Here is a 13,072-nt window from a genome sequence, read left to right as displayed (position 1 = left end):
CGAGTTCTTTATGTGAGGGCATATTTCTTTCCACCTGATTAAGGATAATTATATGAAATTAAGCAATTAGAGCCGGTCTGCCAGCATATCTTCCAGTTTTTGCTGGTCTGTGGCGAACTGACGAATACCTTCCGCCAGTTTATCTACTGCCATGGCATCCTGGTTGTGTTGCCAGCGAAATTCATCTTCTGACAATGGTGCTGGTTGATGAAATGCTTCCACCGACGCCTGAAGTTTTTGTTCCACCCTGGCATCGCTGTTTTTAAGTGCATGGAGTAATTCCGGAGAAATCGTTAAGCGATCACAGCCAGCAAGCGCAAGAACCTGCCCGGTATTACGGAAACTGGCCCCCATAATTATGGTGGAATAACGATGCTTCTTATAATAGTCGTAAATATTACGCACCGATTTTACTCCTGGATCCTCATCCGCCTGATAAGAGGTTTCAGGATTACGGCTGTGATACCAGTCATAGATGCGGCCGACAAATGGCGAAATCAGATAAACCCCCGCTTCAGCGCAAGCCCTGGCCTGGGCAAAGGAAAAGAGCAGGGTAAGATTGCAGTTTATGCCCAGTTGCTCCAGTTCCTCTGCAGCCTTAATACCTTCCCAGGTGGAGGCTAACTTAATCAGAATTCGTGACCGGTCAATATTTTGTTCTTCATACATCCTGACCAGTTTTTCTGCTTTAGCCACGCACATTCCCCGGTTAAATGATAATCGCGCATCGACCTCTGTCGAAATTCGTCCCGGAATGCTTTTAAGAATTTCAACCCCCAGATTGACAGCCACCCGGTCGCTGGCATTAATGATTCTCGTCTCTTTATTGCCCCCTTGCAGATTAGCGTAGCGGATAGCATCATCGATTAACGGCTGACAGGCAGGTAATGCAGCGGCTTTCAGGACCAGAGAAGGGTTAGTGGTTGCATCTTGTGGCTGGTAATCGCGGATTGACTGTATATCTCCACTGTCAGCGACTACGGTTGTGAATTGTTTTAACGCATCGAGCTGGTTCATGAAACGGCTTCTCATCCTTTATGAGCAAATTATTCCATCGTACACGGAATAATTGATAACAGGAATTTAACACTCTGCCGGATTTTGCGCGCGAAGAAAATATGTTTTCTCCGATAATAGTGAAAGGTAAGCGGATGAAAAGTGCGGAAACAGCTGCGGGAACGTTGTAAATCCGTGTTCGCCCGCAGCAGAAGTCATGATCAGACCCAGTTTTTAACGGGCAGAAAATGCTGATATAACTCAGCTTCAGGACTACCGGGTTGTGGATGATAGTTATATTCCCAGCGAACCTGAGGAGGCATGGACATCAGAATGGATTCCGTTCTGCCGCCGGTTTGTAAACCGAACAGGGTACCACGGTCCCACACCAGATTAAATTCAACGTATCTGCCACGGCGATATAGCTGGAATTCGCGTTCACGCTCTCCCCAGGGCAGAGATTTCCGACGTTCCACTATCGGCAGATAGGCCTGTGTAAAACCTTCGCCCACGGCGCGGGTGAAAGCAAAACAGTGCTCAAAATCAGGGCTGTTCAGATCATCAAAAAACAGACCGCCAATGCCTCGTTGTTCGTCACGGTGACGCAGGTAAAAATAGTCATCACACCATTTTTTATAACGCGGAAAAACATCGTCCCCAAAAGGCTGACAGAGATCTTTTGCGGTCTGGTGCCAGTGAACGGCGTCTTCTGTAAAACCGTAGTAAGGGGTCAGATCAAAACCACCACCAAACCACCAGATGGGGTCGGCTCCTGGTTTTTCCGCAATAAAAAAACGGACATTTGCATGGCTGGTCGGAACATAGGGATTATGCGGATGAATCACCAGCGAAACGCCCATAGCTTCGAAGCTACGTCCGGCCAGTTCAGGGCGATGTGCGGTGGCCGAGGCTGGCATACCCTGACCATATACATGAGAAAAGTTAACGCCTGCCTGCTCAAAGACCGCCCCATTGCGCAGAACACGAGAACGCCCGCCGCCGCCCGCTTCACGTTGCCAACTGTCTTCCGAAAATTCTGTGCTTCCATCGGCGGCAGCCAACTGTTGACAAATTTTATCCTGCAGTGACAGCAGGAACTCCTTGACCTGATTTTTGTCGGGAACGTTCATATCACATCATTTATTGTGGGATTTTGCTGATTATACCTAACTTACCCGCCGGTTGTGGATAGCGGATTCATTATAATAATTCACAATTCCTTCGGTAATCGCCGTAGCAATCTTGTGGCGGAAGGCGGTTGAGCCGAGTAATTTCTCTTCTGCCGGATTGGTAATAAATGAGGTTTCCACCAAAACTGAAGGGATAGAAGGTGATTTCAGTACCGCAAAAGCCGCCTGTTCAGTGTGCTGGCTATGCAGATGATGAACCGGGCGAATTTTATCCAATACATGTTTACCCAGAGTCAGACTGTTTTTGATGGTATTGGTCTGCACTAAGTCAAACAGGATCTGCTGCAGATAGTGGTCTTTTTCCCGTACTTTTACTCCTGCTACATCATCGGCCGCGTTCTCGCGTTCAGAGAGGTAACGGGCCATAGCACTGGTAGCTCCACGGTTTGACAGTGCGAAGACTGATGCGCCATGAGCTTCAGGACTTGTGTAACCGTCCGCATGAATAGACATAAACAGATTCGCCCCGTGTTGACTGGCGATTTCAACTCTTTGGTAAAGCGGGATAAAATGATCGCTGTCACGTGTCAGGCGGGCTTCTATATGTGGATGGTTACTCAGTAACTGACGTATAGTGCCGGCAATTTCCAGCACCACATGTTTTTCCATGGAGCCTTCTTCTCCCACTGCACCGGAGTCAATTCCCCCATGGCCTGGATCGATCATGACAATAAACTTACCATTTGTGGCAGCTTTTTTTGTTGCAGGATGGCTGCCTGGAGTGGATTTAATGGATGACTCCCGTGCTAATACGGCTCGTGGAGACAACACGGCCAGCGCCAGGCCGGAAAAGATTAACTGGCGGCGATTGACCAGTTGTTTCAGTAGGGACATTTTTTTCATCTGCAGTTCCATCTCCGTCCGGATTAAAATAATAAATCGTCACCCCTTTGTTATATCGTAACATTCGGATTATTGCGACCAGCCAAATATTTCAGCCTTTTACCGAGTATTGCAGTTCTGTTCTTTACAAAAGGTAGTTTTTTCTGCTTTTGTGAGTCTTACAGGGTTGCAGATAAAGTGTAAAACGCCATAATCAGCCAATATCAGTGACTACAGGGGCATCGCGATGGAAATTCGTGGATTTCGCCAGGAAGATTTTGATGAGGTCATTACCTTATGGGAGCGTTGTGATTTATTACGTCCCTGGAATGATCCTGAAATGGATATTGAAAGAAAAATGCAGCATGACCCGGATCTGTTTCTGGTGGCTGTGGCCGGAGGGCAGGTGGTGGCTACTCTGATGGGCGGATATGACGGACACCGTGGTTCAGCCTACTATCTGGGGGTTGATCCCGATTTTCGGGGCCGTGGTTATGCCAATGCTCTGATGAACCGGCTGGAAAAAAAACTCATTGCCAGAGGATGTCCGAAAGTTCATCTGATGGTTCGGGAAGAGAATGACGCGGTGATGGGTTTTTATGAAAAGCTGGATTACGAAATCGTTGATTCCGTTCTTTTAGGGAAGCGGCTGATTGAAGATCGGGAATATTAAGATTAATGCGTGGGATTTTCACACTGTACCAGGATAACTGATTAACATTGATTCACTATTCTCCCGAAAATTATGACAGTGAAGGGCAGCTTAAACTGCCTTTTTTGTTCTGGCTGATTCTGATATTACAGGCACGTACCTGGATAGTCTTAGTGATTGCCGGTGCGTCAAGGCAACAGGGCGAGACATTGCTGAGTTTATTTTATCCGGACAGGCAAGGTTTTTATCCTGGTCTGGCACTGGGACTGATCGCTGTGGCTGCATTTTTACTTAGTGGTTACCGTCAGCGGATGATGCGTCTGTGGTCGGCCTGGCGTTGGGTGCTGGTCGCCGGTTCATTGATAACATTCGGCTGGCAACTGACACAACTCAATTATGTTCTGTTAGAGCAGTCGCCGGCGCCGGTCATTTTACTGATCTGTGACCTGTTATCCGCTTACTGGCTACTCGCGAACCACAGATTACGGGACTGTTTTATACCCGACTCTTCTGCCGGCGAATAAACTTTTTACGGTTTTATCACTCCAAGCTGACATTGAGCAAATGTAAAAGGGACAGAAATGTCGATGAAATTATTGAAAACCACACTGCTAACTGGTGTGCTGATCGTGAGCGGTTGTGCCGGTACTGCGCAAACCAGTCATAGTACCGATAGTGTTAAATGGTGGAACCCGCTGACGTATTCCTGGTCATCTGCATTGCCCTGGCACTGGTTTGGGTCTTCACTGGAGGTGACTGAACAAGGAGTTGACGGGTTAAACAGCATGACACCCATGACTGAGTCCGGCATTCGTAGCGGATTAGGCAGTCATTATCAGTTGCGGGAGGGTATGCGTACCGAAAAAGGCGAGATTGTCACTTTCTGGCAGGCTTTGAAAGACGGTCAGGTAATGCTGAACATTCAGGGCCAGAGTACGGTCTCGCGTATCGAGGTATCTGACCCCGGAGTCGCTACCTCTGACGGAGTGAAAATTGGCAGCAAGTTCTCCCGGGTTTACAGCAAAGCCTTTGGTCATTGCCAGCCAACGGCTAATGGTGATGTTGTCAGTTGCCGGGCGCCTGATAGCCAGCATATCCTTCTGGAATATCAGGGAGAATGGCATGGTCCACAGGGGATAATGCCGGCCGACGATACACTGCAAAACTGGACCCTGTCACGGATTATCTGGCAGCAATAGTCGCGGATGATTCGCTATTACTCAGATGAAATAATCTTCTGATCTACAATAAGTTTTTGAATCACATTTCCGGTATAATTAATTAAAAATTAACTGTTTTTACTTAATTCCGGAGATGTGAGTAGTGGCAGACTATCAGAGTGGTATATTGCCTGAACATTGTCGTGCAGGACTTTGGCTGGAGGGATTTTTTAGAGCTGATACGGCGCAAGCCGGACCTCAGATACGTTTATTCCTCGATCGCCAGGCAGAATTGCAGCAAAAATATCCTGATGCCCGCCTGGGTAGTGTGATTGCTTTTGGCGATGAGATATGGCGTAAAATGAACGCTTCATCAGCGTCGGCCCCGGAGCTGAAGCCGTTTCGGGCGCTGGGTAAAGGTATGGCTCCGGCAACCCAGAGTGACGTGCTGATTCATATTCAGTCACAACGTCAGGATGTCAATTTTGCACTGGGTCAGATTGCTATGGAGCTGTTCGGCCCATTACTGGATATTCGCGAGGAAACGCAGGGCTTTCGCTGGGTTGAAGATCGCGACCTGAGTGGTTTCATTGATGGAACCGAAAATCCTCAGGGAGAAAAACGTCATCAGGTAGCGATTATTGCCGACGGTGAAGATGCCGGGGGCAGTTATGTGCTGACTCAGCGCTGGATACATAATCTCACCCCCTGGAATAAACTGCCGGTGGAAAAACAGGAAGCGATGATTGGTCGTACAAAACAGGCCAATGAAGAGTTGCCGGCTGAATCCCGGCCAGTGACTTCTCATCTGAGTCGCGTCGATCTGAAAGAGGATGGGGCAGGGCTGAAGATTTTACGCCAGAGTCTGCCCTACGGATCGGTTAGCGGGACGCATGGACTCTACTTTATTGCTTACTGTGCACGTCTGCATAATATTGAGCAGCAATTGCTAAGCATGTTTGGTGAAACGGACGGTAAATACGATGGATTACTGCGTTTCTCTAAACCAGTCAGTGGCAGCTACTTCTATGCCCCTTCGCTCAGTCAGTTAACCCGCCTTTGATTTCAATTCACAGCCATGGTCGCCGGTATCTCTGAATGTTATAAGAGGGCTATGGCTGTTAGTTTTTTCCCGAAGTCCTGAAGTTTGACCTGCAGTTGGTCCGCAATTCCATCCCCTTATGCATTTTTAAACTTTTAAAGCAATAAACGGTATATAAAACCGCTACAGCTTTACCCTGAGAAATAAATACACTAATTATGCGGCTAACGGGTGCCGCTCAAGTGCTCAGAGGTTGGCCAATGAATATTATGGGAAAAAAATGGATCGGTGCTGCATTACTGACGTTGATGACGGCTGGTGCAGCCAATGCTACAACTTTACTTAACAGTTCTTATGACGTTTCCCGTGAATTATTCACTGCATTGAATCCGTTATTTGAAAAGCAATGGGATCAGGCTCATCCCGGAGATAAACTGACAATACGTCAGTCTCATGGTGGCTCATCAAAGCAGGCTTTGGCTATTTTGCAGGGATTACGAGCCGATGTGGTGACTTATAATCAGGTTTCTGATGTACAGATTCTGCATGATCGTGGCAATCTGATCCCCGCAAACTGGCAAACCCGTTTGCCCAATAACAGTTCACCGTTTTATTCCACCATGGCGTTCCTCGTCCGTAAAGGAAACCCTAAACATATTCATGACTGGGCTGATTTAACCCGCAGCGGAGTTCAACTGATTTTCCCTAATCCCAAAACCTCCGGAAATGGTCGTTATACCTGGCTGGCAGCCTGGGGCGCCGCCTCCAAAGCTGATGGTAATGATCAGGCAAAAACCGAAGCCTTTATGACGCAATTTGTGAAAAACGTTGCAGTATTTGATACCGGCGGCCGGGGAGCGACTACGACCTTTGCTGAGCGTGGGCTGGGGGATGTCCTGATAAGTTTTGAATCAGAGGTGAATAATATTCGCCTGCAATACCCTAAATCTGAGTTTGAGGTTGTGGTTCCGAAAACCAACATTCTGGCAGAATTCCCGGTTGCCTGGGTAGATAAAAACGTCAAAGAAAATGGGACTGAGGACGCAGCAAAACAATACCTGCAATTTCTCTACACTCCACAGGCCCGCAAGGTCATTCTTGGCTTCTATTATCGTGTTAACGATCCGAAGCTAATGGCTGAAAATAAAGCACGTTTCCCGGATGTTTCGCTATTCCGTGTTGAAGATGTTTTTGGCAGTTGGGATAACGCTATGAAGACTCAATTCGCCAATGGCGGAGAATTTGATAAATTGCAGTCAGCAGGACATGAGTAATGAAATCTGTGCGTCATAAACGGGTGTTGCCCGGATTTGGATTAAGTCTGGGTACCAGTCTCTTTTTTACCTGCCTGGTATTATTACTGCCGATGAGTGCGTTGGTCATTCAGCTTTCAAAAATGACCTGGGCTGATTATTGGCACGTAGTGACTGAACCGGAACTGGTAGCCGCGTATAAGGTCACTATTTTATCAGCCGCACTGGCATCAGCATTTAACGCGGTGTTTGGCATGCTGATGGCCTGGATACTGACACGCTATCAGTTTCCGGGGAAAACGCTGCTTAACGGATTAATGGATCTGCCGTTTGCTCTGCCGACCGCTGTGGCAGGTCTGACGCTGGCGGGAATTTTTTCGACGACCGGCTGGTATGGCGAATGGCTGGCACAGTTTGGAATTAAAGTGTCCTATACCTGGCTGGGTATTGCAGTTGCTATGGCATTTACCAGTATTCCTTTTGTGATTCGTACCGTGCAACCGGTACTGGAGGAACTGGGACCGGAATATGAAGAAGCCGCAGAAACACTGGGCGCCAGCCCCTGGCAGGCTTTTTACCGTGTGATACTCCCTGAAGTCGCTCCGGCCTTGCTTGCCGGTACCGCGCTATCGTTTACCCGTAGTCTGGGTGAATTTGGCGCAGTCATCTTTATTGCCGGGAACATTGCCTGGAAAACCGAGGTGATTTCGCTGATGATTTTCATTCGGCAGCAGGAGTTTGATTTTCCGGCATCCACCGCGATTGCTTCGGTGATTATGGCGGCGTCATTGTTACTCTTATTTGGGATTAATGTACTGCAGAGCCGTTACGGTCGTCGCCTGGGAGGCCACTAATGACTGAATTAACTTCCGGCAGTTATGCGGCTAAATCACAGTTTCGCTGGGGCCGCTTTTTGCTGATTAGCCTGGGGGTACTTCTTTCGGTTCTGATGCTTGTTGTGCCTTTAATCTCCATCTTCTGGCAGGCATTGGGTAAAGGAGTAGTCGCGTCATTACATAGTCTGACCGATCCGGACATGTTACACGCCATCTGGATGACGGTAATGATTGCTCTGATCACTGTGCCGGTAAATCTGGTGTTCGGGATCTTACTGGCATGGTTGGTCAGCCGGTTTAATTTTCCAGGTCGTCAGTTATTACTGACGTTATTTGATATCCCGTTTGCTATTTCTCCGGTTGTCGTCGGTTTACTGTACCTGTTGTGCTGGGGAGTTAATGGCCCGCTGGGGCACTGGCTGGATGCTCATAATATTCAGATTATGTTCGCCTGGCCGGGTATGGTTCTGGTCACCATTTTTATCAGCTGTCCGTTTGTTATTCGCGAGCTGGTCCCGGTGATGTTGAGCCAGGGGAGCCAGGAGGATGAGGCCGCAATCCTGTTAGGTGCCAGTGGCTGGCAGATGTTCCGTCGGGTCACCTTGCCAAATATTCGTTGGGCATTGCTGTATGGACTGGTACTGACCAATGCCAGGGCGTTAGGTGAATTTGGAGCAGTATCGGTAGTCTCCGGATCTATTCGCGGTGAAACCTATACCTTGCCATTGCAGGTTGAACTCATGCACCAGGATTACAATGAAGTCGGGGCATTTACGGCTGCGGCATTACTGGCTCTGATGGCCATTGTGACATTATTTTTGAAAAGCGCACTGCAATGGCGACTGGAGCGTCAGCAACAGCGTCAGCAACAGGACGGCAACTATGAGCATTAATATTCATCAGATTAATAAGTCTTTCGGCAAAACCCCGGTACTGAACGATATTGACCTGGATATTTCTTCAGGAGAAATGGTGGCCTTGCTGGGGCCTTCAGGTTCCGGAAAAACCACCTTATTACGCATTATTGCCGGACTGGAACATCAAAACAGCGGTCGTATTTCCTTCCATGACCGCGATGTCAGCCATTTGCATGCCCGCGATCGCCATGTTGGCTTTGTGTTCCAGCATTATGCCCTGTTCCGGCATATGACGGTGTTTGACAATATTGCTTTTGGCCTGACCGTCTTGCCTCGCCGGGAACGTCCTTCCGCGGCCGATATCCGTAAGAAGGTGCTGAATTTGCTGGAGATGGTTCAGTTGTCTCATCTGGCAGGACGCTATCCGGCACAATTATCTGGCGGCCAAAAACAACGGGTTGCGCTGGCAAGGGCGCTGGCGGTTGACCCACACATCCTGTTGCTGGATGAACCCTTCGGGGCTCTGGATGCTCAGGTGCGTAAAGAATTACGCCGCTGGTTACGTCAGTTGCATGAAGAGTTACAGTTCACCAGTGTGTTTGTCACCCATGATCAGGAAGAGGCGATGGAAGTCGCTGATCGCATCGTTGTGATGAGTCAGGGAAATGTAGAACAAACCGGTACTCCGGAACAAGTCTGGAAGCAACCCGCATCACGATTTGTACTGGAGTTCCTTGGGGAGATTAATCGTCTGCAGGGTCACCTTGTCGGCAATAAGCTGCAGGTCGCTGGCCACCAATGGCCGCTGGATTTTACCCCTGCTGTTCAGGGAGAAGTGGATTTGTTTCTGCGTCCGTGGGAAACCGATATCAGCCGCGACCAAAGTGAAGCGACACCTCTGCCTGTTAAAGTCGTGGAGGTAAGTCCGCGGGGCCATTTCTGGCAATTAGTCGTTCAGCCGGAAGAGTGGGCAGAGGGAGATTTAACGCTGGTCTATGAGCATGAAGATCATCCCCCTGTCCGTGGTGATAAATTGTATATCGGAGTGAATAAAGCCAGAGTCTATCAGGGCGAACAGTTAGTTCAGCCTGTTGCCTTTGCCAAAACTGCCTGATATTTTCATTCCATCGTCTGTAAAACAGCCTGGCGCTATCACAGTGAACAGGCTGTTTTCGTTTCTGAATGCAGGGATCTCCCCCGTGATTACTCTGGAAAATACTATAGGTAATACCCCGCTGGTACGGTTGCAGCGGTTGGTGGTTGATAATGGCAGTGAAGTTTGGGTGAAACTGGAAGGGAATAACCCTGCCGGGTCAGTCAAAGATCGTGCGGCATTCTCAATGATCCACCAGGCTGAGCTGCGGGGAGAAATAGCCCCCGGAGATACATTAATCGAAGCTACCAGTGGCAACACAGGCATTGCTCTGGCGATGATTGCCGCCATGAAAGGTTATCATCTGAAACTGCTGATGCCTGACAACATGAGTATGGAACGTCAGGCCTCGATGAAAGCTTATGGTGCCACTCTGGTCCTGGTGAGCCAGCAGCAGGGGGGGATGGAAGGAGCCAGAGATATTGCCGCTGAAATGGCAGCCTGTGGGGAAGGTAAAATACTCGATCAATTTAATAATCCCGATAATCCGCTGGGTCATTATCTGACTACCGGACCGGAAATCTGGCAGCAGTCACAGGGCAGACTGACACATTTTGTCTCCAGCATGGGGACGACCGGGACTATCAGTGGTGTGGGGCGTTATCTGAAAGAACAAAATCCTGCGGTGCAGGTGGTGGGATTGCAACCCGAAGATGGTGCGCAAATTCCCGGGATCCGTCGCTGGTCAGAGGCTTACCGGCCGGGGATTTTTCAGGCTCAATGGGTCGATCGAACGATTGATATGTCTGAAGAATTAGCGACTGAAACCATGCGTCATCTGGCTCGCAGAGAAGGTATCTTCTGTGGCGTAAGCTCAGGTGGGGCTGTGGCCGGAGCACTGCAGATTGCTATTGATGAGCCGGGATCCCGGGTGGTGGCCATTATCTGTGATCGTGGTGATCGTTACCTTTCGACCGGGGTTTATCAATAATTCCCCCGGGATTAACTGAATTTGCAGCTACTGGATAATAATCATGTAAGGATAGTGAAAATCCTGCAGTAACTACCAGATTCTGCGGTCAGAATAGAGTCAATTTACAGAAAGGGAGCATTTCATGAAAATTTTGCTGGTCGATGACGATCATGAACTGGGAACCATGCTTAGCCAGTACCTCGAAGGGGAAGGATTTGCGACAGAGTTGGTCACTACCGGTAAAGAAGCGATCTGTAGTGCCACATCTGGTCAGTACAGCGCAATGATTCTGGATATTATGCTGCCAGATATGAGTGGCATTGATGTGCTGCGTCAAATCCGGCAACGTAGTCGTTTGCCTGTGATTATGCTCACTGCTAAAGGCGATAATATTGACAGAGTTATTGGTCTGGAAATGGGGGCTGATGATTATGTGCCTAAACCGTGCTATCCACGTGAGCTGGTCGCCAGATTACGTTCAGTGATGCGCCGTATTGATGAACAGCCTGCACCCGCAGAGAAAAAAGATATTCTGATGCGGGGTGAGCTGACACTTAATCCTGCGACCCGGGCGACAGCATGGAAAGGCGAAGCTTTCGATCTGACGGCTTCAGAATTCAATTTACTGGAACTGCTGATGTCTGCCAGCGATCGGGTGGTCTCAAAGGATGAGTTGTCTGAGAAAGCCTTAGGCAGACAGCGTGAAGCTTATGACCGAAGTGTCGATGTGCATGTCAGTAATATCCGACAGAAACTGAGCAAACTGACTAACGATCAACTAAATATCGAGACTGTCCGCAGTATCGGTTATCGTATCCGATGAGCAACGATTATCCCGGACGTTTGTTCTGGAAAATGCTTCTTGGCTTTATGCTGGTGTTCCTGGTGATTAGCCAGTTAATGTGGCTCGGGTTTAGTTTGTTGGGTTCTGAACCACCGGAACAAAGACTGACGCGTCAGTTATTGTCCACTCAACTGGAATTGGCTGCCGATCGGGTTGAGCTACAAGGACCGTCAGGTTTTCAGCAAGTAACTTCCAGATGGCCGGAATTGCTCCGCTCAGCCACTCTGTTCCGTGAGACTTTTCAACCGACAACACCTGCGGTCGCGCCGAATAATACGGATAATCAACCCGAAAATGACAAACCTGATTCTGGAAGGCCAGATCCAATGCTGACCAGGGTGGTACAGGCCCCTGATGACAAACACTATCTGATTTCGATTGATATGCGCCTGCTACATTCAGGCAGAGAATGGAAAACGTTGCCTCTCATTCAGCGCTTTTTGCATGTGCCGATGCCGGTGCTTATTTTTATTATTCCTATGGGCTTGCTGTTTAGTCTGCTGCTTGCCTGGAATTTGATCCGTCCAATGCGTCAGCTAAGGGATGGTTTCGGGCAAATTTCCAGTGGTGACCTCAGTGTCAGGTTGTATCATAAAATGCAGCGTCGACATGACGAGTTTTCTGTGGTGGCCAGGGAATTTGATGCCATGGTGGAACGATTGGATGTGCTGGTCAAAGCCAGAGAAGAGCTTCTGCACGATATCTCGCATGAATTGAGAACGCCGCTGGCCCGGCTTCAGCTGGCGACAGCGCTGGCTCGTCAGGCTCCGGCAAATGTTAATGATTCACTGGAACGGATAGATAACGAAGCCCAGAAACTGGATAAAATGATTGGCGAATTGCTGACATTATCTCGAGCTGAGCATGGGCATTCCGAACAGGACCAGTATTTTGATTTAACCAGTTTACTGGATGTCGTAGTGGCTGATGCCCGATTCGAAGCACAGGTTCCGCAGGTGAAAATTAATGTCAGCTATGATTTAAATGCTGACTTTATGGTGCAGGGTAATGCGGAGATGGTCCGTCGCTGTATCGAGAATGTGTTGCGTAATGCACTGCGTTTCTCATCTGCAGGTCAGACTATCGATATCACGATGAATTCCGGACAGGACTGGCTGACATTACTGATTAAGGATCAGGGGCCTGGAGTCGAACAGGATAAGCTTTCCAGTATTTTTGATCCCTTTGTACGGGTGAAAACGGCCAAATCAGGAAAGGGATATGGATTAGGGCTGGCGATTGTACGTAAGGTTATACTGGCCCATAATGGTGAGGTCAGAGCGCGCAATCGTCCTGAAGGGGGACTGGAGATTGCATTGCGGTTACCTCACTGGCACCCAGACTGAGCAGATGC

14 protein-coding genes are annotated in these 13,072 nt (G+C 48.8%); 11 read left to right on the top strand and 3 right to left on the bottom strand.

Features of this window, described 5'->3' with window-relative positions:
• Nucleotides 1-66 precede the first annotated feature (66 nt).
• The 3 genes from tal to amiA form a co-directional block, all read right to left on the bottom strand.
• Nucleotides 67-1,017: a transaldolase gene (gene tal, locus B3Z23_RS02365; protein WP_294901062.1), complete on the bottom strand. Its 951-nt coding sequence runs from the start codon at nucleotides 1,015-1,017 to the stop codon at nucleotides 67-69.
• Between the two features lie 200 nt (nucleotides 1,018-1,217).
• On the bottom strand, nucleotides 1,218-2,126 hold the full coding sequence (gene hemF, locus B3Z23_RS02360; protein WP_294901059.1) for an oxygen-dependent coproporphyrinogen oxidase: 909 nt from the start codon (nucleotides 2,124-2,126) through the stop codon (nucleotides 1,218-1,220).
• A gap of 36 nt (nucleotides 2,127-2,162) precedes the next feature.
• Nucleotides 2,163-3,020 (bottom strand): N-acetylmuramoyl-L-alanine amidase AmiA, encoded by an 858-nt coding sequence (amiA, locus tag B3Z23_RS02355; protein WP_294901092.1) that lies wholly within the window; start codon nucleotides 3,018-3,020, stop codon nucleotides 2,163-2,165.
• A 235-nt stretch (nucleotides 3,021-3,255) separates the two neighbouring features.
• Between amiA and B3Z23_RS02350 the strand changes: the two genes are divergently transcribed.
• The 11 genes from B3Z23_RS02350 (at nucleotide 3,256) to B3Z23_RS02300 (ending at nucleotide 13,064) form a co-directional block, all read left to right on the top strand.
• Entirely contained in the window at nucleotides 3,256-3,681 is a 426-nt protein-coding gene (locus tag B3Z23_RS02350) for a GNAT family acetyltransferase (RefSeq protein ID WP_294901057.1), read from the top strand.
• 47 nt (nucleotides 3,682-3,728) lie between these two features.
• Nucleotides 3,729-4,184 (top strand): DUF2919 domain-containing protein, encoded by a 456-nt coding sequence (locus B3Z23_RS02345; RefSeq protein WP_294901054.1) that lies wholly within the window; start codon nucleotides 3,729-3,731, stop codon nucleotides 4,182-4,184.
• Between the two features lie 63 nt (nucleotides 4,185-4,247).
• Nucleotides 4,248-4,859: an RpoE-regulated lipoprotein gene (locus tag B3Z23_RS02340; protein WP_294901050.1), complete on the top strand. Its 612-nt coding sequence runs from the start codon at nucleotides 4,248-4,250 to the stop codon at nucleotides 4,857-4,859.
• Nucleotides 4,860-4,983: 124 nt separating this feature from the next.
• The gene (locus B3Z23_RS02335; RefSeq protein WP_294901047.1) at nucleotides 4,984-5,883 is read left to right on the top strand and encodes a Dyp-type peroxidase; all 900 of its coding nucleotides are present in this window, start codon (nucleotides 4,984-4,986) and stop codon (nucleotides 5,881-5,883) included.
• 248 nt (nucleotides 5,884-6,131) lie between these two features.
• On the top strand, nucleotides 6,132-7,136 hold the full coding sequence (gene cysP, locus B3Z23_RS02330; protein WP_294901089.1) for a thiosulfate ABC transporter substrate-binding protein CysP: 1,005 nt from the start codon (nucleotides 6,132-6,134) through the stop codon (nucleotides 7,134-7,136).
• Nucleotides 7,136-7,969, top strand: a complete 834-nt coding sequence (cysT, locus tag B3Z23_RS02325) for a sulfate/thiosulfate ABC transporter permease CysT (protein ID WP_038022062.1) — start codon at nucleotides 7,136-7,138, stop codon at nucleotides 7,967-7,969. Before cysP ends, cysT begins: the two co-directional genes overlap by 1 nt.
• Nucleotides 7,969-8,844 carry a sulfate/thiosulfate ABC transporter permease CysW gene (gene cysW, locus B3Z23_RS02320; RefSeq protein WP_038022061.1) on the top strand — a complete coding sequence of 292 codons (876 nt, stop codon included), beginning with the start codon at nucleotides 7,969-7,971 and terminating at the stop codon, nucleotides 8,842-8,844. Before cysT ends, cysW begins: the two co-directional genes overlap by 1 nt.
• Nucleotides 8,834-9,922, top strand: coding sequence for a sulfate/thiosulfate ABC transporter ATP-binding protein CysA (gene cysA / locus B3Z23_RS02315; protein ID WP_294901043.1), 1,089 nt, complete (start codon nucleotides 8,834-8,836; stop codon nucleotides 9,920-9,922). The genes cysW and cysA overlap by 11 nt, the downstream gene beginning before the upstream one ends.
• Nucleotides 9,923-10,007: 85 nt before the next feature.
• Nucleotides 10,008-10,892, top strand: coding sequence for a cysteine synthase CysM (gene cysM, locus B3Z23_RS02310; RefSeq protein WP_294901040.1), 885 nt, complete (start codon nucleotides 10,008-10,010; stop codon nucleotides 10,890-10,892).
• A 124-nt stretch (nucleotides 10,893-11,016) separates the two neighbouring features.
• Complete coding sequence (locus B3Z23_RS02305; RefSeq protein ID WP_294901037.1) at nucleotides 11,017-11,697, top strand: response regulator transcription factor; 681 nt, start codon at nucleotides 11,017-11,019, stop codon at nucleotides 11,695-11,697.
• Nucleotides 11,694-13,064, top strand: coding sequence for an ATP-binding protein (locus B3Z23_RS02300; protein WP_294901034.1), 1,371 nt, complete (start codon nucleotides 11,694-11,696; stop codon nucleotides 13,062-13,064). The genes B3Z23_RS02305 and B3Z23_RS02300 overlap by 4 nt, the downstream gene beginning before the upstream one ends.
• The last annotated feature ends 8 nt before the right edge of the window (nucleotides 13,065-13,072 follow it).

The organism is Tatumella sp. UBA2305, from assembly GCF_002345795.1.
Taxonomy (GTDB): Bacteria; Pseudomonadota; Gammaproteobacteria; order Enterobacterales; family Enterobacteriaceae; genus Tatumella; species Tatumella morbirosei.
The sequence above is the reverse complement of the archived record's forward strand: the minus strand, read 5'-3'. Positions and strand labels throughout refer to the sequence as shown.